At 73.2% G+C, this 19,630-nt stretch carries 19 protein-coding genes; 8 read left to right on the top strand and 11 right to left on the bottom strand.

Annotated features, from left to right (window positions below; all coding sequences use genetic code 11):
- Positions 1-574 precede the first annotated feature (574 nt).
- Both ACIO5D_RS34085 and ACIO5D_RS34080 read left to right on the top strand, forming a co-directional pair.
- Positions 575-847, top strand: a complete 273-nt coding sequence (locus ACIO5D_RS34085) for a hypothetical protein (protein ID WP_363615110.1) — start codon at positions 575-577, stop codon at positions 845-847.
- A gap of 108 nt (positions 848-955) precedes the next feature.
- On the top strand, positions 956-3,421 hold the full coding sequence (locus ACIO5D_RS34080) for a Helicase associated domain protein (RefSeq protein ID WP_400799984.1): 2,466 nt from the start codon (positions 956-958) through the stop codon (positions 3,419-3,421).
- Positions 3,422-3,809: 388 nt separating this feature from the next.
- Here the strand turns inward: ACIO5D_RS34080 and ACIO5D_RS34075 are convergent, their stop codons facing one another.
- A complete protein-coding gene (locus ACIO5D_RS34075; RefSeq protein ID WP_400799981.1) occupies positions 3,810-5,402 on the bottom strand; it encodes a replication-relaxation family protein in 1,593 nt (530 codons plus the stop codon).
- 712 nt (positions 5,403-6,114) lie between these two features.
- Here ACIO5D_RS34075 and ACIO5D_RS34070 point away from each other — a divergent pair.
- Positions 6,115-6,966 carry a replication-relaxation family protein gene (locus tag ACIO5D_RS34070; RefSeq protein WP_400799978.1) on the top strand — a complete coding sequence of 284 codons (852 nt, stop codon included), beginning with the start codon at positions 6,115-6,117 and terminating at the stop codon, positions 6,964-6,966.
- 248 nt (positions 6,967-7,214) lie between these two features.
- On the opposite strand, the gene ACIO5D_RS34065 is transcribed toward ACIO5D_RS34070, so the two are convergent.
- The 6 genes from ACIO5D_RS34065 to ACIO5D_RS34040 all read right to left on the bottom strand — a co-directional run bounded on the left by ACIO5D_RS34065 (position 7,215) and on the right by ACIO5D_RS34040 (position 13,241).
- On the bottom strand, positions 7,215-7,883 hold the full coding sequence (locus ACIO5D_RS34065; RefSeq protein ID WP_400799975.1) for a DUF402 domain-containing protein: 669 nt from the start codon (positions 7,881-7,883) through the stop codon (positions 7,215-7,217).
- A 58-nt stretch (positions 7,884-7,941) separates the two neighbouring features.
- On the bottom strand, positions 7,942-8,307 hold the full coding sequence (locus tag ACIO5D_RS34060) for a hypothetical protein (RefSeq protein WP_400799973.1): 366 nt from the start codon (positions 8,305-8,307) through the stop codon (positions 7,942-7,944).
- Between the two features lie 505 nt (positions 8,308-8,812).
- On the bottom strand, positions 8,813-10,348 hold the full coding sequence (locus tag ACIO5D_RS34055) for a replication-relaxation family protein (RefSeq protein WP_400799970.1): 1,536 nt from the start codon (positions 10,346-10,348) through the stop codon (positions 8,813-8,815).
- Positions 10,349-10,555: 207 nt separating this feature from the next.
- Positions 10,556-11,044, bottom strand: a complete 489-nt coding sequence (locus ACIO5D_RS34050; RefSeq protein ID WP_400799967.1) for a hypothetical protein — start codon at positions 11,042-11,044, stop codon at positions 10,556-10,558.
- Between the two features lie 193 nt (positions 11,045-11,237).
- Positions 11,238-12,467, bottom strand: coding sequence for a hypothetical protein (locus ACIO5D_RS34045; protein ID WP_400799964.1), 1,230 nt, complete (start codon positions 12,465-12,467; stop codon positions 11,238-11,240).
- Between the two features lie 342 nt (positions 12,468-12,809).
- Complete coding sequence (locus tag ACIO5D_RS34040) at positions 12,810-13,241, bottom strand: hypothetical protein (protein ID WP_400799962.1); 432 nt, start codon at positions 13,239-13,241, stop codon at positions 12,810-12,812.
- Between the two features lie 1,083 nt (positions 13,242-14,324).
- Between ACIO5D_RS34040 and ACIO5D_RS34035 the strand changes: the two genes are divergently transcribed.
- From ACIO5D_RS34035 to ACIO5D_RS34015, 5 genes are all read left to right on the top strand, one after another.
- Positions 14,325-15,335, top strand: coding sequence for a hypothetical protein (locus tag ACIO5D_RS34035; RefSeq protein WP_400799959.1), 1,011 nt, complete (start codon positions 14,325-14,327; stop codon positions 15,333-15,335).
- A gap of 366 nt (positions 15,336-15,701) precedes the next feature.
- Complete coding sequence (locus ACIO5D_RS34030; protein ID WP_400799957.1) at positions 15,702-16,220, top strand: hypothetical protein; 519 nt, start codon at positions 15,702-15,704, stop codon at positions 16,218-16,220.
- Complete coding sequence (locus ACIO5D_RS34025) at positions 16,217-16,345, top strand: hypothetical protein (RefSeq protein WP_400799954.1); 129 nt, start codon at positions 16,217-16,219, stop codon at positions 16,343-16,345. The genes ACIO5D_RS34030 and ACIO5D_RS34025 overlap by 4 nt, the downstream gene beginning before the upstream one ends.
- Positions 16,339-16,644, top strand: a complete 306-nt coding sequence (locus ACIO5D_RS34020) for a hypothetical protein (RefSeq protein WP_400799951.1) — start codon at positions 16,339-16,341, stop codon at positions 16,642-16,644. Before ACIO5D_RS34025 ends, ACIO5D_RS34020 begins: the two co-directional genes overlap by 7 nt.
- Positions 16,645-16,686: 42 nt before the next feature.
- Complete coding sequence (locus ACIO5D_RS34015) at positions 16,687-17,172, top strand: hypothetical protein (RefSeq protein WP_400799948.1); 486 nt, start codon at positions 16,687-16,689, stop codon at positions 17,170-17,172.
- A gap of 75 nt (positions 17,173-17,247) precedes the next feature.
- On the opposite strand, the gene ACIO5D_RS34010 is transcribed toward ACIO5D_RS34015, so the two are convergent.
- The 4 genes from ACIO5D_RS34010 to ACIO5D_RS33995 form a co-directional block, all read right to left on the bottom strand.
- Positions 17,248-17,457 (bottom strand): hypothetical protein, encoded by a 210-nt coding sequence (locus ACIO5D_RS34010; protein WP_400799945.1) that lies wholly within the window; start codon positions 17,455-17,457, stop codon positions 17,248-17,250.
- A gap of 77 nt (positions 17,458-17,534) precedes the next feature.
- A complete protein-coding gene (locus ACIO5D_RS34005) occupies positions 17,535-17,741 on the bottom strand; it encodes a hypothetical protein (RefSeq protein ID WP_400799942.1) in 207 nt (68 codons plus the stop codon).
- A gap of 31 nt (positions 17,742-17,772) precedes the next feature.
- The gene (locus tag ACIO5D_RS34000) at positions 17,773-18,294 is read right to left on the bottom strand and encodes a hypothetical protein (protein WP_400799939.1); all 522 of its coding nucleotides are present in this window, start codon (positions 18,292-18,294) and stop codon (positions 17,773-17,775) included.
- A 658-nt stretch (positions 18,295-18,952) separates the two neighbouring features.
- On the bottom strand, positions 18,953-19,156 hold the full coding sequence (locus ACIO5D_RS33995; RefSeq protein WP_400799936.1) for a hypothetical protein: 204 nt from the start codon (positions 19,154-19,156) through the stop codon (positions 18,953-18,955).
- Between the last annotated feature and the right edge of the window lie 474 nt (positions 19,157-19,630).

Below are 19,630 nucleotides of genomic sequence, written 5' to 3'. Positions count from 1 at the left end.
CCCGGCTACGCCGGGTAACCACGGGCCTTCGGCCCGGGTTGCTTGCGCCTTCGGCGCTGCGCGGCGCCTTTGGCGCCGGTACTGCCCGCCCCTTCGGAGCGGGGCCCTCGGCTTCGCCGAAGGCTGGCCCGCGCTGCGCGCGGACAGCGGGCCGGCTGCGCCGGCCGGATCGGGCTGCGCCCGATCGGGCGGGGGTAGCGGGCGCTGCGCGGGCGTGGGTGGTGGTGGGTCAACTCCGCGCTTCGCTGCGGAGTTTGGGTGGGTGTCAGGGTGGGGCCTTCGGCCCTTGGTGGGGTGGGGAGTGGTGCCGGGCTTCGCCCGGGCTGGCTGGGGTGGTGGGTGGGGGCGCTTCGCGCCTTGAGTGGGTGGTTGGGTGATGGGTGGTCATGGGGTGGGGTCACTCGTTGGGGTGATGGTGGGGCGGGCTTCGCCCGTTCTCGTGCATCAAAGACAGCAGCCCGCTAGACTCTGGATTGTTGGACAGGCTCCGTGCGGCTCTGGAGCCCGCTGGATCGGCTGGGTCTGGGCCTCTTGAAAGGGCCCGGATGTGACTCCTCAATGGATGGTGAGTGCTGTGATCGTACGAGACGCTGACGGTATTGAGCTGCCGGAGCCGGAGAAGGCGGCGCCGGTTGATCTGTGGCGGGTGCTGCGGATGTTCCCGGGCATCGCCGACGACATGGAGCAGGAGCCGCACAGCTTCGCCATCGCCGGGCCCCTCCTGATTGCCCACTTCGAGCGGGTGGCCGAGCTGAGTGAGTGGGTGACGAAGTGCGCCCACGCGCTGCACGACGAGCTGGCCGATGACCTGCACAGCGGGCGGGGCCCCTGGCAGCCCGAAGGCTGATCTGGCACTGCTGGAAACGGGCCAACCGAATAGCGGAACGCCCTCGAAAGAGACCGTAGCGGCTTTCCTGTCGCGTCGCATGAATTCCGGAAAAGGGAGACAGTCATTATGGCGAAGAAATTGCGCCTGAACCAGGAAGAGGCGTGCGACGCGGCAGTACGACTTCTGACGCCTCCGGCGTCGGGTCTGGTGCCGCCGGAGGGGCTGCGGTGCCAGATCCGGGCCGCGACGGGCTCGGGCAAGTCGCTGACGGCCGTTCACGTCGCCGGGCGGCTCCGCTCGGAGCGGACGCTGGTGATCGTGCCCTCGCTGCCGCTGCTGGAGCAGACGGTCGAGGTCTGGCAGCGCGAGGGCCACGGCGGGCTGATGGTCGGGCTCTGCTCGCTGGTGGGCAACGAGCAGCCCGTGGGCCTGCGCTGCACCACCGACCCGGCGGAGCTGGTGAAGTGGACGGCGGGTCCGGGGAAGGTGACGGTGTTCGCCACCTACGCCAGCCTGGGACTGGGCCACCTGGAGAAGGCCCACCAGGCCGGACTGCCGGCCTTCTCGCTCGCGATCGTGGACGAGGCGCACCGGACGTCCGGGCAGGCCGGGCGGCCGTGGGCGGCGATCCTGGACAACGCCCGCATCCCCTGTGACCGCAGGTTGTTCATGACGGCCACCGCTCGGTTGTGGGCGGTGAAGGAGTCGGATCGGGAGCGGGCGGCGGCGGCCGGGATCGAGTCGGCCGAGCTGATCGCCAGCATGGACGACGAGGCGCTGTACGGGCCGATCGCCCACGACTACCCGCTCGGGACCGCGATCTCGGACGGGGTGATCGCCCCGTACCGGATCCTGTGCGTGGACGTCTCCGACCCCGTCCTCCAGGGCCTGGAGCAGCGGGGTGCGAGTGACCGGTCGGTGGAGTACCGGGGGGCCCGGCTGGCGGCCTTGCAGACGGCGCTGCTGACCGCCTGTTCGGAGTGGGACCTCTCCCGGGTGCTGTCCTTCCACCACATGGTGGCCGAGGCCCGGGCCCTGAGCACCGGCCTGCCGGAGGTGGCGCGGGTGCTGTGGGAACAGGACCCGGCGCTGCACCCGGACCCGGCGCTGATCGGGACGACGTGGCTGGAGGCCGAGCACACCTCCGCCGAGCGGCGGGCCGTGCTGGGCACGTTCGCGTCGCTGGTCAGGGACGACGGGTGGCGGCTGCTGCGGTACATCCTGGCCTCGGTGAAGGTGCTGTCCGAGGGCGTGGACACCTTCGACTGCGACGCGGTGTTCTTCGCGGACGTGCGCGGCTCGATGGTCGACCTGGTCCAGGCCGTCGGGCGGGCGCTGCGGATGAAGCCGGGCAGCGGGAAGGTAGCCACCATCGTCGTGCCCGTCCTGCTCGGCGCCGGTGAGAACGGCAGCCAGTTGCTGACCTCTCGGGCCTACGACGGCCTGTCCAAGCTGCTGATGGCGCTGCGGGCGCACGACGCGGCCGCCGTGGAACGGCTGGCGATGCCGCAGTCCGAGACGCGGCCGCCGAGGGAGCCGAAGCACGCCGGGGAGCCGGACGCGCTGCGGTCCGCCAGCGGGGAGGCGCAGCTGCTCCAGTTCTCCAGCGAGCGGGATCCGGCGGTGATCGCGGCGTTCGTGCGGACCCGGGTGCTGGAGCCGGAGCGGGCGGAGTTCCGGCGGGGCCTGGAGGAGCTGCTGGCCTACCGGGAGGCGTTCGGGGACGTGAAGGTGCCGTACGCCTACCGGGCGCCGTCCGGGCACCGGCTGGGGGTGTGGGTGGCCGACCAGCGCCGGTACAAGGCGGCCGACGTGCTGGACGCCGAGCGGGTCAAGGAGCTGGACGCGCTCGGGATGGTGTGGTCGGCGTTCGACACGGCGTTCACCGACAACCTGGCCGCGGTGGCCGGGTACGCGGCCGAGCACGGGCACGCCTGCCCGCCCAACGAGGCCGTCTGGGGCGGGCGGCCGGTCGGGACCATCATGAAGAACCTGCGAACCGCCCAGCGGCGCACCGAGGCGCTCCAGCGCCGGGCCGAGGCCGGCGAGCAGGGCCTGGACTGGACCGGCGCGCTGAGCGCCGAGCGCAAGGCCGCCCTCGACGAGATCGACGCGGGGTGGTGCCCGGCCTGGCCGGTGGAGTGGCGGCGGTGCTTCATCCTCGCCTGGCACCACATCAAGGCCGGCGGGACGCTCGCCGGTGCCGAGCCGGGCAGCATCATCGTCCAGGGCGAGGACCTGGCCGGGTGGGCCCGCGCGCAGCAGGCCGGGTGGGACAAGCTCGTCCCGGCCCAGCAGTGGGCACTGGAGCACGTCCTCGGACTCGAACCCCTGGCACCGGAACAGAAGCCGGCCGCGAAGGTGACGCACGCGGAGAAGGAGCAGCGGAACCTGGCGACCGCCGCCCAGTACCGGGAGCGGGAGGGGAACCTGAACGTGCCGCGCAAGCACAAGGAGACGCTGCTGCTGGCCGACGGCACCACCGTGGAGGTCAGCCTGGGCCTGTTCATCGCCAACAGCCGCAGCAGGCGCGCCGCCGTTCCCGCCGCCCGCGCCGCCCGGCTCACCGAGCTGGGCATGCGCTGGGAGTAGCCGGACGCGGGCCGGGGCGCGGGGTGCAACACGCCCGCTGCAACGCGGCCCGGCCTCCCTTCGGAAGGGGTGAATGCCCAGGTCAGGGGTGCAACGCGGGCCGCGTTGCACCCCTTTGCTGCACCCTGTGTTGCACCCCGTGTTGCGGTCGGCGGCCGGGGTGCTGAGGGGGGCCGCCGCAGGCCGAGCAGCGCCGGGCGTGGAAGGTGGTGTCTCCAGCAGCTGAACGATCGGCACCCCAACCCCGACGGCGCCTGTCGCACGCGGCTGTCGCGCCCCGACCTGGCACGGGGGTGAGCACCCATCCGCGCAGGTCACAGGGCGCGACAGCCCCCAACGCGACAGGGGATCGCGACAGCCCCCGCGACAGCTGCGCGGTGGCCGGCACTCAGGCAGCGCGGTCCTTCACCGGGTACAGCTTGGCATGCAGCACCCGCACCTCCCACCACGGATCGTCCGGGGCGGAGAGCAGGGCGGCCATCTGCTCGCGCTTGGTCGGGGCGGGCAGCAGCAGCGGGCCCAGCTTCTCCGTCTCCCGGTCGCTGGCGCACTGCAGGCACTCCAGCCGGTCGGGGCTGGCCTCCTGGCGCAGCTCCAGCTTCGAGTCCTCCTTCCCGCCGATCGAGCCCCGGCACGTCCAGCACGGGCGCAGCGCGGCGTTGGCCGTGCGGGCGGCCTCCAGCTGCTCTTCGGCCTCCCGTTCCAGGCGCTCAGTGTGTTCCTGGTGGCAGGTCCAGCAGCGACCGCCGGGGAGGCGGATCCACTCCACCTGTCGTCCGTCGGGGCCGTAGTGCCAGGTGCTCTCCTCCTTGGGGACCTTGCCGCAGTCGGCGCAGGCGAGGGTGCGCATCCACTCTCGGTGCTCTTGGCGGGCCTTCTTCTCCCGGGCCTTCTGGCGCTGGTTGTAGGCGGCGCGGTTGTTCGGGTTCTCCAGGGCGTCGAGCAGGGAGTGCTGGCCTGGGCGGCCGTAGCGCCACCAGACGGGGCCGAGGGGGCCGTGCTCGGCCAGCAGTTCCAGCGTGGTCGCGAGGATGGGCACGGCGTCGTCGTACTCGCGCCAGCCGTCGCCGTCGTTGTCGTCCTGCGGGACTGTGTACCCCTGCCCGCGCCAGATCTCGGCCGACAGGTCCGCCACGGCCTCCTGGCGGTTGGCCAAGGCGATGGGTCCGGCGCCGGTGACGACCAGGGCGACGGGCGGGTAGCCGGGCCGGGTGTGGCCGGGCCAGGTGCGGCGCCACCAGTGCACGGTGCCGTCGGCCGACTCACGGTCGGCCAGCGCGGGGTCGGTGCTTTTCACCTTGGTGCGGAACAGCTCGCGGTAGGCGGTGAACTTCGCGGCGACCCGCTCCGGTGCCATGGTGGAGCGGTCGACCTCGACCATGAGCACCGGCACCCCGATCTCGGGGGCCTGGAGCACCGCGTCCGGGCGTACCTTGCGCCGGCCGCCCGGCAGCAGGAACTCGACCTCGGTCGCCCAGTCGGTCACGGTGCCCACCCCGCCCGCGGCTTCGGGCGCGGTGCCGCCCCGTACGAAGGCGAGCACGGTCTCGTTGACCGCCATCGCGTGCTGGGCGCCGGAGCGTCCGGCGCCCCGGGCCGTGGAGCCCATGTCGGCGCGGGGCAGGCCGAGCACCTGCCCGGCCGCCTCCAGCCCGGCCGTGCCCTCCAGCCGCCAGGTCTTGTGGCGGTTGCGGGTGTTGCCGTCGGAGGCGACCAGGCCGTGCAGCGCGAGGTCGCCGAGCGCCTGCCGGACCGCCTTGTTCGACGCCGCGCCGGGGCGCAGCAGGCGCTGGAGCTGGTCGGCGGTGGCGACCTTGAGGACGCCGAGCGCGCCGAGGACGTCGGAGCGCAGGGCGGTGGTCGAGCCGTTGGGGTTGGCGGCGCCGCGCCGGTAGGCGGTGCGGCCCGGTCGGGCCGGTCCGACGGCGTCGGCCTGGTCGTCGTTGTCGTCGGGCTCGGCGGGGCTCTGACGGGTGCTCACGGGCTTCTCCCGGTGGTCATGGTCGGGCATTGCCTTCGAGGGATATCCGGCCGCCACGACAGCGGCCAAGCCCGTTCCCGACCCGCGCGCCGCACCCGCTCCAACCACCCCTCTCCGGCCCCCGCCGCCGCCCCCGACCAGCGAGCGGCCGGCACCAGCCGGACGCGAGAAAAGAGAAAGGCCCACCGCAGGTGCAACAACCCGAACCGACCAACCGACAACGCCACAACCACAAACCAAAACCAAAAGCAGAAAGACGGGAGAAGAGGGTTGTCAGAATGCGGCGGCGGCCCGGATTTGGGCGCTGAGCTGGGCTGATTCGCCTTCCGGGCGCGAGGTGGCCGGTAGGGGCAGCGGAGGGGGAAACGGCAGGGGCAACGGAAGCGTTCCGGCAAACTCACCAGGCCCACCAAGGTATCGGTTAGTTTCCTTGATAGGCCATCAAGGAAACTCACCAAGGCACCTTGATGGCCATACCAGCAGGTCAGAGACGTGCCAACCGGGCCACCAAGGGCCCCAAGGTCGGGACCGGTTGGCGGACGGGATTACGGACCGCATTTCGGACCGGTTAGAACACGGGATACCTTGATGCCGGAAGTTGCCAAATCGTTATGAGCTACCAACCTTGATGGTGAGAAATCCGGTGAGTTTCGTGGGGTTCCATTCTCCGAGCACGGGATAAGCCCGCGCTTCGGACTGAGGGAGCACATTCGTGCACGGGGATCTGGAGACCGACCACGACGTCCTGGTCACGCTTCACCGCTTCACGCTGGCGACCGCCGAGCAGCTCCACCAGCTGCACGGCGGCGCAGCCGGGATCAAGCAGACCCAGAAGCGCATGGCCCGCCTGCACACCGAGGGCCTGGCCGAGTTCGTGACCCTGCCGCAGGCCGGCCGGGCGAAGGCCTGGCACCTCACCGCGGCCGGCTCCGCCGTCGCCGCCACCTTCCCCGAGGCCCGCCGCCCGGCCGCCGTGCCGGAGGCCGAGCAGCTCGCGGTGAGGCACGGGCGCGAGCACCTGCTCGACGTCGGCCGGATCCACGCCGCCTTCGTCGCCGACGCCCGCGCCCGGGGCGAGGCCTGCGGCCCGCTCGACCTCCTCCCCGCCCCGGAGCTACCGGTCGAGGACGGTGGGGTGTACCGGCCCGCCGCCGAGCTCGCGTACACCGCAGGGACCGGCGAGGAGCGGCACCGGCTGCGGGCGTTCGTCGAACGGCACCGCCCCGGGGTCGGCGCCGAGGAGACCGCGGCGCAGCTGGCGGCCTGCGCCGCCCTGTGGGAGCAGTCAGGCCCGGAGGGCCGGGGCCGGGCGTGGGAGCGGCGGTGGAGAGCGTTCCCCCGGCTGCTGGTGGTCCTGGTCGGCACGGCGGCCTCCGGGGTGCGCGGCGCGGTGGCGGACCTGCGCCTGGCCGCCGAGGAGAACCCGTCCGTCGCCGAGATGCTGGCCGCCGTCCCGGCCGGCGCCGCCCGCATCGAGGACCTCATCCAGCGCGGCCCGGCCGCACCCATCTGGCACCCGCTCGGCGCCCGCGTCGGGCGGGCGTGCGGCTGGACCGAGCTGTAGGCGGTGAGCGGACCGGCGCGGTGAGCCGCCAGCCGTCCCGGGCGCCCTCCCCCTCGCCCCTCCTCCCCGGCCGGTGGCGCCGCGAAGCGGGGCCGCCGGTGCCCGGACTTCACCCAGCGCCCGCCGAGGTGCCCAGGGAGAAGTAGTCGGCGCCGACGGCCTGAGGCCGGCTTCCCGCTGGCGGCGGATCAGACACACCCGGCCGTCGTGGACCAGGACCGCGCACACCCGCACGGGGATCGGCGCGGTCACCGTCGAGTGGCCGGGGAGTCGGCGTCGTCGGGCAGGGTCGGCAGCGGCCAGGCCGGATCCGGTGCCCAGGTGGGCCAGCCGGCGGCGAACGGTCCGGTGCGGTTGTCGAGCATGGCGATCGCCCGCCCTTGGGCTTGCTCGACCTGGTGGTGGAGGTAGTCGTCGATCAGGCCGAGGCGGCGCAGCTGGCTGTACTCGTCGCGGTCCTTCCAGTGGTGTCCCTTCTGGTCGGGGGTGATGACGAGGTCCAGGCACAGGTCGAGGGTGTCGATGCCGCCGGAGTGGCGTTGGTAGGGCTTCTCGAAGTTGACGTGCCAGCGCAGCGGCTCGTGGGTGGTGGCGTCCTGGAAGCAGTGCACGGAGAACCACTCGCCGGCCAGGAAGTGGCTGAGCAGTTCGGTGCCCTCCCACTGGTAGCGGCCGAGGGTCCAGGTGCCGGCCGCCAGGTCGTCCAGGCCCTGCTTGCGGGTGGTGTCGTCGCCGGTGCGCGTCGCGGTGATCCAGGTCGTCGGGGCCAGGCTCTCGATCCCCGGCCAGTAGGCCAGGGTCAGCACGTGGCCGGTGTCGTCGACCACCCGCTGGGGCATCGCCGTCCACACCCGGTCGGCGTGGACGTCGCGGCGCAGCACGGTGGTGCCGGGCTGGAACAGGTTGGTGTCGGTCACGGGGGCAAGCCTTCCCGGCGACAGGGCTGGGAAGTCCGCTCGAATGTGTGACGGCGGGTCAGGGCTTGGGGAAGCCGTAGCGCTCGGCCGCCCATCGGTTCGGCGGTTGCGGGGCCTCCAGGCGCTTGCGCAGCTCCTGGACGGCTCGCGCGAGTTCCTCGCGGTCGGTGGCGTCGACCGTGCCGTCCAGGAACGCCGAGACGTCAGCGACCGTGCCGTCGTCCGCGATCCGGCCCGCGCACAGCTGGACGCGCCGGTAGGGGGCGAAGGCGTCGATCCCGATCCACCAGCCGTCCGCGTCGTGGGCGACGCGGAGCTGGGACGGCAGGTGTCCGCGGAGCACCCGGGCTTGGTCCTGCCAGCCGCACGTGTCGATGATCCACTCGGCCACTGGATCCGGCCCGTATCGGATCGGCTGTGTCATCGGTCCACCCCTCCGCGTCGACGATGCGCCGAGCCTATCCGGCCCGGGTGCCGGCCGGTCCGGAACGGCCGATCACTCCGGCAGTCCGGGGGGCCGGCCCCACGTCGCGCAGACGGGCTCGTGCCAGGTCGTCCGGACGACCAGGCCGCCCGGGGAGATGTGCTCGCTGGTCCAGGTTCGGCAGCACCCGCCGCCGCGCGACCGGGCCGAAGTCGGTGGCCGCACGGCGCACAGGGCAGCGGGGTCGAGGGAGGCGTCCGAACGGCGGGGCCGACGGCGGCGCCGGGTGGGAGTCGTCATGCCGAAGGCTCTGCCCACCACGCCATCCCGCCGAACCCCGCCGCCACCCGGACGGCGTACCGCAGTCCGTTCTAACCGGCCACTGACCTGCGACGACACCCGAAACTCACCGGCGGCCCCGGGGCGAAACTCCCCATCGCAGGTCAGCGGGGGTGCTGAAACTCCCCAATGCAGGTCAGCGGCCTGCACCGGGGACAGGGCCGGGTCAGGACCGGCGCCACCAGGAGCTGGTGCGCTTCGCCTCGGCGGCCGCGGCTTCGGCGGCAGCCCGCTCGCGCTCGGCGGCCTCCCCCGCCTTCCGGTCGGCGTCGGCCTGGCGGCAGCCGGCGCACAGCCCGTCGTCGTGCCAGCCCCGTTCCTTCTCCTCCCACCGCTCGTCCGAGAACGGCGCCGAGCAGCGGCGGCAGGCCGGGCGGCGCCGCTCCCGCTCCGCCGCCTCCCGCGCCCGGCGGGCCCGGTCCGCCTCCGCCCGCTCGACGGCCAGCAGCTCGTCGCCGTCCGGGTTGTCGAGCGCGTCGGTGAGGATGTGCCAGCCGTCCCGGCCGAAGCGGTACCAGACCCGGGCGTCTGCGCCGTGGCGGCGCAGCAGCGGCAGGGTGGTGGCCACGACCGGCAGGGCGCGGTGGTGGTCGCGGGCGTGGACGGCGTCGCCGCCGTACGCGGGGGCGTGCCAGATGTCCTCGGAGGCGGTCTCGACCTCGGTCATGCGGTTGAGCAGGCGCTCATGGTCCCGCTTGGCCTTCTCCTTCTTCTGCTGCGGGGTGAGCCGCTTGGCGCCGGGGCGGTCGCGTTTGCGGCCGGCCTCCAGGACCAGGGCGACCGGCGGCAGCCCCTCGCGGCCGGTCGGCGGGTAGACCGTGGGCCACAGCCGCAGGCCGTGCGTACGGGCACCCCGGCGGCGTAGCGAGGCCTCGAACTCGGCCTTCGCCGTGCCCTTCGCCGGGAGCTCGCACCAGGTGCGGTAGGAGGTGAGCTTCTCCACCAGGGTGCCGACGCCCTCGTTCTCGCGGTCGACCTCGACCAGGAGCACTGGCACGTCCGAGCCGGGGTCGCGCAGCACGAGGTCGGTGAACAGGGAGCGGCGGTGCGGGATCGGGTGCTCGACCTCGGTGGAGAACGCCTCCAGGTACCCGAGCCCGGCGCGGGCGAGGAGGCCGGCGGTGGCGACGACGTCCAGGGCGTGCTCGGAGAACGCCGTTGCCCGGCCGTCGCGCTCGGTGCGCAGCTTGGACAGCTTCGTCCCGGCCGGGAGCAACTGGGCGGCTTCGCGGCGGCCGGCCGCGGTCAGGGTCCACAGCTTGCGGTTGTCCGGCAGGCGCAGCTCCTCGCGCACCCTCCCGGCGGCCTCCAGGTCGACCAGGGCGTCGCGGGTGGCCTTGTCGTTGCGCTGTCCCGGCAGGACCAGATGCCAGAGCTCCCTCGCGGTGGCGCGCTGGAACAGGCCGAGCGACACCAAGACCCCACGCCGCACCGGTTCCGTCGAGTCCGCCTTCCACCGCACCTCGGCAGCGGCAGGAAGAGGGTTGTCGCCACGCTGACGGCCCCTTGTCCGGGGCTGCTGGCCTGCGGAAACAGGCTCAGCGGCTGTCGGGGGCACGGAGGTGCCGGCGGAGGTGCCCGCGGAGGCGGCGCCGGGGCCCTTGGCCCGGCCGGGCGAGGTCTCCGCCTGGTCGGCCTGGTGGTGGTCGGCGGTCTGGTCGCCGTCGTCCGGACCGGGCGCGGCGAGCGAGGTGGTGGTCATCGAGTGGCCTTCCGTCAGCAGGAAGCCGGGGCCTGCGTGGTAGCCGACCCGGCACCCGGACCGGCGCCCGGGTGCCGCCGACGATGCACACCACCCCCTTGTCCGCGGCCTGACCACACCCCTTGTCCGACCCCTTGACCAGCGTGTTGTCCCGCCCAATTCGCCCCGGTCAAGGGCCTTGTCCTCCCGCTTTGTCCGTGACCGGGATCACTCCGAGGCGGTCGGGGCGGTAGGCCAGTAGGCAGCGAGCCGGACCGCGAGGTCCGCGGTGACGTCGCCGGCCTCCAGGGCCTCGGCGAGCAGAGCGGGCAGCGGACCGTCGGAGGGCGTGGTGTCATCGGCGCCCGGCACCGGCCACACGGTGCCGCCGTTGAACCACTGCCCGACCACGGCGGCGACCGCAGCCGGGGCTGGCAGCACGCAGTCGTCGGCGAAGAACCCGGACGACTCCTCGTCGTACCGGCCGCGCCCGTCGTAGTAGACGCCGAGCCAGCCGGTAGTCTGCCTCCAGCCGAGCGCGACCCGGCCGGGCCCGTCTTGGCCGTCGTCGCCCAGGTCGACGAACGCCTCCATCCACATCACCGCGCCGTCGTCGGTGTCGTACTCGGTGGAGCAGTCCGGGCCGGTGTTGTACCCGGCCTCGCGGATCGCCCGGATCACGGCGTCGATGTACGGATCGTGCGGCAGACAGTTCATCGGCGGGTCTCCTTTGGTCTCATCACGGCGGTGCCCTACATGACCCACAACCGCTCCGGTGACGGTCAGGCAACTGCCGCGACCCCCGATCGCTGAGCCGCCCGGCGCGGTTCGGCGGAGTACGGGCCTGTGGACCGCGTCCAGGGGAAACGCGTCCTGGACCAGGGGATACGCAGGACGGCGGGCGCTCGGCCTACCAGCGGGTGAGGTGCTCCCCGAGTGCCCGGCGCAGCAGGGCGAGGGCGGCATCCGCGTCGGGGCAGCGCAAGGGTTCGCCGCTGGCGGCGTTGGCGACGATGCTGCTGTCGATCAGGGCGGTCCAGGTGCCGCGCTGGACGTCGTACTCCTCGATCCAGCCGACGGGTCGGCCGTCGCGCTGGAGTTCCTGGACGCCCGGGTGGTCGGGCCAGGTGAGGTGGACCAGGCCGACGTCGAGGGCGGCGCGGTCGGGGTCGCCGAGGCCGCGGGTGGAGGGCAGGCTCCAGCCGGTCGGGCGCTTGAGCGCCAGGTGCGGCACATCGGGCATCGCGCGCTCGGCGCGCAGCCGGTCGATGTGCGCGCGGTGCAGAACGTCCAGGGCCTGGCCGACGGAGCGGTGGGTGCGGATCCCGCTGGCGGGATCGGTCAGGATGTCCGCGGCCTGGGCGTCGCGGTGCGCGGCGGCGATGTGCCCGGCCTGCCCCCACGGCCCGTCCGGCAGCGGCGCGGTCCAGCCGACCGGCCGGCCCCGGTAGAGCAGCTGGTGGACGTCCTCGGCTCGTGGGTCGTCCCAGGAGGCCAGCAGCCAGCCCTCACCGACCGTCAGGTCCAGGTCGTCGAGGCGGTCCGGCTCGCCGAACCGCCTCGTCGGGATCGTGCACGCGGCGCGGCGCAGCGCCTCGAATGCCTCCGCTCGCTGCTCGGCCGGGGCAGTCGGGGCGGGCACGGCGGCGGTGCGGATTTCGGCCCGGGCCGTTGTCCCGGGTCTGCCGGGGCTGGGCACGGTGGCGGCATTTGCGGCTCGGGCCGTTTCTCCGGGCTTCGGCTCGGCCCCGGCCGCGGGCGCATTTACGGCCCGAGCCGCAGAAGCCAAGACGCGCGGGGAGACGCGGGCCAGGACGTCCGGGCGCATCAGGTCTTCCTCGGCCCGGCGCAGCTCCAGCTCGTCCCCGGTCAGACCTGGCCAGCGGACCTCGTCGCGCGCGTCGGCCGCCGCCGCCCGCACCCGGGCTTCCAGCCGCAGGTACTCCTGATAGAACGCCTCGTACGCGGCCACCGGGTCGGTGTCCACGACGGTGAGGAACGCCCGGGTCGTGCTCTCCATGGCGGCGAGGTGGCCCAGCATCGCGGCCCGGACGCCCTCCGGCGCCGGTGCCGGCTGCTCCGGGACCGTCCGGCCCGCAGCCTCGGCGGCGGCCTTGGCCTTGGCCTTGGCTCGGGCCATCTTCGACTTGCACGAGCGCGAGCAGTGGAGGGTGGGCCGGCCCCGGCCGGACTCGGCGACCGGCACCGGCTTCCCACAGCCCGGCCGCACGCACACCGGCGCCGCCGGCTTCTCCGGCAGCACATCAAACAGCACGTCAGCGCAGGTAGCCGAATTACGGCCCGGGTCGTTACTCACGGTCGGGATCGTAACCTTGACGGCCCCCCACACCCAGCCGAATACAGCCCGCGAGCCGCAAATGGCGAGCGCCTGGCGGCGCCGGCCAGAGCCGGGATTCCAGCTCGGGCCGCCATTGCGGCGTCGGCTGTACGGCGGCGAGGACGCGCGCCGGGCCGCATCCGGCTACGGGTGCGCGTGGACCAGACGCAGCCCGGCGAGGACGTGGTCGCGCCAGGGGCCGGGGCTGGTGCGCTCGTCGGCATCGAGGAGTGCTCCGTCACTGACGGCGTGCCAGCCGCCGGCAGGGCTCAGCTCGACCCAGCCCGCGACGTGGCTGTGGTCGAGGACCCAGTAGGCGCTGGGGTCTGCGGCACAGCCGGAGAGCTGCCATCCCGGGGCCAGATCGAGGACAGGTTCGCAGCCACCGAGGGTCAGCGTGAGCGGCGCGGTGAGCGAGGCCGGCCGGGGCCGTTGGGCGGGGATGACCGTCTCCTGGCGGGTGGCGAGGACGGCTTGGTGCAGCAGGTCTTGGTGGAGGGTGGACAGGATGGCGGTGAAACGCTCGGCTGTGTCCGCCGGGTCGTGGCCCGCGTCGAGGCAGCCGACGAACCGCATGGCGGTGTCCTGGACGGCGGAAGCCAGCCGCAGAACCTCCCCCAGCGGGCCGTCCCGGTCGACGGCGGGCCGCGCCGCCCCTGCGGCGGCGAGCTGCTGCTTGAGGGCAGCGGCGCGGCGGCTGCGGTACGCCTTCGACGAGCAGGAGCGCGAGCAGTAGGAAGGCCGCTGCGACGACCTCGGCCCGGTGTACCTCGGCGCCGCGCTGGCGGGCTGTACGGGACTTGCACGCCTGACTGCAGTACGCCCTCGGCCTTCCTCGCCCCCGCCCCGTGATCCTTGCTCCGCACCCGCCACAGGCCGCGGACTCCGCCGACCTTTCCCGTCCCGTAGTCGCCACGGAGCAGAGAGTATCCGGCTGGGTGCCCGACGGTCCCGTGTTCTCCGACTGCCACCGCAGCAGCGAGACACCCTGATAGTGCTGCCGACATGCAGCAGGGCCACCCTTGCTGCGCGCGGCGCAGGAGCGGCCGGACGTGCTGCTGCACCGGCTGCTGCATGTTGTCCCGCTGCCCGGTGCAGCAGCACAGCATGTTGTCCCGTCACCGGCCGTAGCCGCCCGCCCCCTTGTTCGGAGTTTGATCACCGTCGCAGCCAGCGCCCTGAACAGGGACAACGTTGATCAAGTTTCGATGGCACGCGGTCGAGATCCAGTGGCACGGGATGCCGTCGATGAGGCGCGCGACCGCAGGTGCCATCATCGAAAATTGACGGATCGTATTTTTGAGTTGATGCTCTCGCCATGGCGAACGTATTCAGCGAGCGGGTGGCCCACCTCAACACCGAAGCGGCACTCGCCAAGCATCCTCATGATCCAGCAAGATCCACTGGCGAAAACTCTCCGCATCTCCGAGCGGCGGCACCCGCAGTTCACGGCCACTTCGCCACTCAAGATTCCTCATCGCAGGTCAGAGCGACCACCTCAGGGACGACTCGGTGACACAGGACATTCAGGGTGGCCGGATGGCCTGGGGGTTGAGGAACGGCCCCTCCGGATCATGCGACAGACGCACCCTTACTTAAAGTCGGCTTGCATTAGAGACGTGCTCATGAAAGGATACTTTCAACTAGAGGGGATGAGACATGACGTCGACCGAGCAGCTGACCGCCCACTACCTCGCCCAGAGGGCGACGTGTACTGAGGCCATCGGGGAGATCAAGCGCAGCCAGCGCGGCGGGCGCCAGGTGGCCGAGGCGGTGCGCGCCTACGGCCTGGCCGCGACCGCGTGGCGTGCCGCCGCCGACGCGCTCCACAGTTACCTGCCCAGCGGGCCCGACACCCACGACAGGCGCCGCGACGAGGCAATGGAGTACCACGCACGGGGGGACCAGCGCCGCGCCGCGCTTGAGGGGACCGAACCGCCCGAGCCGCCGACCGCCGAGCCCGAACAGCCCTACGCCGACGACATCGCCCCCGTCAACGTGGTCCGCTCCGAGACCCACACCATCGCCGACCCCGCCCTCCCGGACGTGCCCGTGGACTCGTTCAGCATCGGCACCACGCCGGACGGGCGGCACGTCACCGTGAACGAGGACGTCCGGGTCCACGGCGAGACCCACGACCCCGACGGACGCCCCTACACGACCATGCGCAACCCCGAGATCATGGTGCACCCCAGCGCCGAGTCCGCCCGCGAGGAGATGCTCTACACGGTCGCCTACGCCCGCACCAACCCCGTGGACTGGTACCCGGCCGACAGCCTGTTCCTCGGGTGGGGGGAGCACTACCGCGTCGGCGTCACGCCGCACACCTCGACCGGTTGGGCGGCCGCCTGGATCGATGTCCGCACGGCCGGGGTCTCGTACCACCCCACCAGGGACGAGGCCACCGACTCGGCCCTCGCCGCCGCGGACCGGATTGTCGCCAAGCTGACGGACCACGGAGCCCGCGGCGACCGGGTCGGCGAGCTGGCCGGGCTGTGGCTGGGCCACCGGGTGGCCCAGGCGCGCGCCGCCGAGCTGAAGCACCGGTTCACCGCCCGACTCCGGGCCGCCAAGGAGGACCGGGTGGTAGACCGCTACGGGGCCATCAGCAACTCGGAGCTGGCCCGGAACGCCGGCATCTCCGTCCAGGCTCTCAATCAGATGCTCTAGATCCCGAAGGCCGGTGCTCGTACTCTCCGTGACCGTTCGCCACAGATAGCAGGACAGGACGATCACGGAGCGTACAGGCGCACGATCCGGCCGAACGCCTCCACCAGGCACTCCAGCGGATCCGGGCCGACTGGGAGGCCGCGTTCCAGCGCTGGACCGGGAGAACCCGGACTTCGCGGCAGACCTCACTCAAGCCGCCGAGCACGCCCGTCGCTGACGTGCCGTACGTGCCTGACGAACCCCCAGATATCTGTAAGGCACGGACCGATCAGGCCCACTTGCCTTACCTGCCTTACGGCTCCTGAGCACCCCAGATAAGCCTTGCTGTACCCGTGACCGTCCGGTCCGGCGGGCGGTTGCACCGGTATGACGACTTCCCCGCTGTCCTGGCTGCCGCTGCCCTCCTCGACCGACCGGGCCGAGGACGAGCCCGCTTCCGAGTCCGACGACCAGGCGCTCGACCCCGTCCAGCTGGCGGCACTGCACCGGGGCCGCGACGCCGGGGAGGCTGCGGCCGCGTGGGTGCGCTCGCTCAGCGGCCGCCAGGAGAACGAGGACCACGCCCTGGCCCTGGAGCACGCGGCCGCGGGGATCGAGCGGGCCAGCCACCAGGAGGTGATCCCCGGCGGCGAAGGCCAGCTCGCCGAGGAGCTGCGCTACGCGCTCGGCGCGGACGTACTGCTCGGCGCCACCCATACCGGCACCGTGCCCGACCTCGCGGCGGGCGAGCGGATGCCGCTGGTCGCGGTGTGCGCGCTCGCGGCCGCCATGCCGTCCTGCGTGCTCGGCGACCTGCCGCGCGAGCTCACCCTGCTCGCCGCCGAACTGGACGCCGCCACCGCCGCTGGCCGCGCCGCCACCACGGCCACCGGCTTGGCCGGGTGAGCACGACCAGGCGCCGGGCGCTCGGGCCCGGCGCCGCCCGGGTGCTGACCGACACCGTCAAGCGCCCCGCACTGCGCCGCCGTGGTCGCCGGCCGCCGTCGAAGGCGCCCTGCACGCCGTGCTGAAGGAATTCGAGCGGACTGCCGAGCCGTGGCGAGAGGCCTTCGAGGACCTGGACGTCCTCGCCGAGACCGCCGCCGAGGCCCGCGTCTTCGACACCGATCCGACCGGTGCCGTCGACGAGCTGGTGCGCGGCCTGTACGGGCAGCTGGCCCGCTGGCAGCACGCGATCGGCGAGCTCGGCCGCCAGCTCGCCGCGGCCGCGCAGGACCGGCCGCGGCCGGAGTGGGCCGCCGACGCCGGCCGCACCAAGGACGCCCGACCTCACCGATCACTGCACTGCCGGGCCGGGGCTCTGGTGTGATGGCTCCGTCACCGAACGTCGACAGCAGGGAAGGGAGCAGCGGTGTCGTACAGCAGGGGTTACCGGGTGGAGGGCCGCGGGGCGTGGTCGCGGTGGACGTGTGAGCGGGAGGGCTGCGCCGAGACGGCCACGGTGCGCGGTGAGGGGCATGAGGACCAGGCGGCGTGGGCGGCGGCCGGTCACCAGCAGAAGGCCCACTTCGAGCTGATGGTTCGGGAGGCGGCCGAGGCGCTGCGCGATGCCGCCCGGGTGCTGGCCGCCTCCGGCCTGGTCCTCACCGACCTGGATGTCCGCGCCCGCCAGGGGACGGTGTGCGTGAGCCCGCAGGCCGCCGACCAGGCGCTGGGACAGTGGGCCTGGCAGCTGCTTGCTCGCCTGCCCCAGCCGCCCGAGGCGCTGGACCGCGATGAGCGCATCCGCTGGGAGATGGGCCAGGACTTCGCCCGGCAGCGTGTCTGCGAGCACGACGGCCGCCCCGGCCGGCCCGTCGTACTGCTGGGCCCGGAGGGCGTCGCGGCCCGGGGCTGACCGGTCAGCCCCGGGCAAAGCCGCCATGGCGCAGCGGGTCGCCGCGGCGTAGGCGGCCCGACGGTCGCCGGCCGGTCAGGCGCCGGCGACCAGCCCTCCGGGACCGAGCGGCCGACGCCCGCCGGCAACCCGGTGGCCCCGGTGGCCCCGGTCGGCCGGGGCCACCGGTTCGAGGAACGGCGAACGCTCGGCAGCCAGGAGCCGGGCGTCGGCGGGCGCCTGGACAGGAAGGTCAGCGGGCTCGGAGGAGAAGGGACGCCACAACGGGCGCCGGTCGGTGGTCATGATCACAGTCTGTCAGCCCCACCACCCGCAGGCCCCGACTTCGCCCAACCCCGCGGCCGCCAGCACCGGGTGCCGCCTCAGCCGGCCAGCCCCGCCGCCCGCAGCTCCGCCAGCAACACAGCCACCCGCTCAGGACCCGGGTCCTCCCGCAGCCGCGCCGCAGCCTCCTCCACCCGCCCCCGGACCGGCTCCGGCAGATCCCGCCAGCGCGCCGACAACTGATCCAGCCGCGCGACATCACCCGGGGCCGGCTCCAAATCACCCGCGCCGTGGCTACCCGTCATCCCGCTCGCCCCCACTCCATTACCGGGCCGGTCAGAAGGCCAGTCCGACTGCGGGGCTGAGGACATACCGCAGGCCCTCGACGACGCCCGGCCCCCAGCGGTGCAGGGAGTCGTCCGCGTCGGGGCCGTCGCCGAGGAAGTCCGGCCCGTTCTGCTGGGGGCTGTTGTCCGTACGCAGGATCCGCCACCGGACGACGACGGGGTCGGTGACGCTGCCGAGGTCGTGGCCGAGTGCGCGCAGCCGGGCTTCCCAGCGCAGCGGGATCTCCGGCACCGTCTCCGCCGGCAGCGGTCGCGCGAGCTCGTCGACCTGGTCGCGGTGGACGTCGGCCGGGGCGGTGCCGGTCTCGGCGGCGATCAGGTACAGCGCGGTGGCCAGGCCGGCGGCGCCGTCCGCGAGCGGCCCGCGCTCGGGGTCGCAGTCGAACCGGAAGAAGGTGTCCGGCCAGGCCGGCGCGAGCAGGTCGCGGGCCCGGTCCCACGCCGCGCGCCACACCTGCGGACCGCCCTCGCCCTGCCAGAGCCTTGACCGCTCCTCAAGCATCGTCGTCATGACGGTATCCTCCCACCGGCCACCGGCCGTCCGGGCGTACTCCACCGAACGGGTCGCCCGGCTACCGGGCAACGACCGGCCTCACCGCGCCCTCACCGATGTCCTCGCTACCACCCCGCCGTACTCCTGCGCCCCGAGAACGAAGACCCCGCCCCCGAACCCCGCCCCCGTGGTCACCGGCCGTCATGCAGCTCGGCATACCGCTCGGCGTGGGTGGCGAGCACGGCGTCAGGATCCCACGTGGTCGTCGTCACAGACCCAGTCTGCCCGGTCGGCCCCGCCACTGACGACCTCGCCTCCCTGCCGAGCCGGGCGCGGGTTGCCCTCGTTCGAGGGGCTGGGGTACTGATTACGCCCGTGGCGCGCCCCGGGGTCGCTAGGGTGCCGCCCATGCGACGCGGGAAGGGCCGGGGTACCTACAGTGGCACCTGCGGCGGGACCCTCGGCGGTACCTGCGGCGGGACCGGCGCGGGGCCAGCGGACCGGTCCCGGGGCGCCGCGACGGCCGCGGACCGGTCAGCAGTGCTGCGGTGCGGTGTCGGCGTCAAACCGGGCCGGGCCAGACCCGGTGGTGGAACCCGGAGCGGTTCACCCGCACGAGGCCCGTGCGACACCGGCCGCAGGCCGGCGGGGCAGGGTGAGCAATTCCGCAGGGGCGTCAGACGCCGAACGCGTCCTTGACCTTGGCCCCCAGCTGCTCGGTCAGGTCGTCCCAGGCCGCCTCGGTCGAGAACAGCAGGCCGTGCTCGGCCCGCCAGTTGGTCACCGTGACGCGGAGGTCCTCCGTGAGGTCCGCGATCAGGTCGGCGGTCAGCGGGTCGTCCGCGTCTGCGGTCGGTGGGACATCGACCAGGTCGTCCATGTCAGCCTCTCATTGTCTTCGGCGCCGGACGCGAGCAGGGTATCGGCGCCCGGCGGCCGGGACCGCCGTTGTTCGGATTTGGCTCCGATTTGATCCAGAGCTTTCGATTCAACCACTCGGCCGGGAGGGGGAGTCGGACCGGGCATCCAGGCCAGCCCGTGGACCGCTGGTACGCCGCCGGGGTCGGCGCTGACCTGTACGGCCACCCGTTCTGGGGGACGACCCCCAGCGTCACGGTCAGCCGATGCGTCCGCCCGCTCGACTGCTCCCTGCGGGCCTCACTGGGAGCTCCGGGCGCGGGGCCTCGACCTCGACTGCGGTGTTCGGGTCGATGCCATCGCGCAGGCACTCCTCGCGATAGCGGGCGTAGTTGACGTCGCGGGTGTTGACGTCGTCCGTTGGTGCTGAGCCGTCGCGTGGGCTGACGGCGTCCTGCCGAGCCGGGCGCGGGTTGCCTCGTTCGAGGGGCTGGGG

The organism is Kitasatospora sp. NPDC087315, assembly GCF_044744345.1.
Classification (GTDB): domain Bacteria; phylum Actinomycetota; class Actinomycetes; order Streptomycetales; family Streptomycetaceae; genus Kitasatospora.
The sequence above is the reverse complement of the archived record's forward strand: the minus strand, read 5'-3'. Positions and strand labels throughout refer to the sequence as shown.

Excerpts from the sequence above, each read along its gene's own strand:
- ACIO5D_RS34060 (WP_400799973.1), bottom strand. The coding sequence starts at position 8,307 with ATGACACAGCCGATCCGATACGGGCCGGATCCAGTGGCCGAGTGGATC.
- ACIO5D_RS34055 (WP_400799970.1), bottom strand. The coding sequence starts at position 10,348 with ATGACCACCACCTCGCTCGCCGCGCCCGGTCCGGACGACGGCGACCAG.
- ACIO5D_RS34030 (WP_400799957.1), top strand. The coding sequence starts at position 15,702 with ATGACGACTTCCCCGCTGTCCTGGCTGCCGCTGCCCTCCTCGACCGAC.
- ACIO5D_RS34050 (WP_400799967.1), bottom strand. The coding sequence starts at position 11,044 with ATGAACTGTCTGCCGCACGATCCGTACATCGACGCCGTGATCCGGGCG.
- ACIO5D_RS34040 (WP_400799962.1), bottom strand. The coding sequence starts at position 13,241 with ATGCGGTTCGTCGGCTGCCTCGACGCGGGCCACGACCCGGCGGACACA.
- ACIO5D_RS34080 (WP_400799984.1), top strand. The coding sequence starts at position 956 with ATGGCGAAGAAATTGCGCCTGAACCAGGAAGAGGCGTGCGACGCGGCA.
- ACIO5D_RS34045 (WP_400799964.1), bottom strand. The coding sequence starts at position 12,467 with ATGGCCCGAGCCAAGGCCAAGGCCAAGGCCGCCGCCGAGGCTGCGGGC.
- ACIO5D_RS34000 (WP_400799939.1), bottom strand. The coding sequence starts at position 18,294 with ATGACGACGATGCTTGAGGAGCGGTCAAGGCTCTGGCAGGGCGAGGGC.
- ACIO5D_RS34005 (WP_400799942.1), bottom strand. The coding sequence starts at position 17,741 with ATGACGGGTAGCCACGGCGCGGGTGATTTGGAGCCGGCCCCGGGTGAT.
- ACIO5D_RS33995 (WP_400799936.1), bottom strand. The coding sequence starts at position 19,156 with ATGGACGACCTGGTCGATGTCCCACCGACCGCAGACGCGGACGACCCG.
- ACIO5D_RS34010 (WP_400799945.1), bottom strand. The coding sequence starts at position 17,457 with ATGACCACCGACCGGCGCCCGTTGTGGCGTCCCTTCTCCTCCGAGCCC.
- ACIO5D_RS34035 (WP_400799959.1), top strand. The coding sequence starts at position 14,325 with ATGACGTCGACCGAGCAGCTGACCGCCCACTACCTCGCCCAGAGGGCG.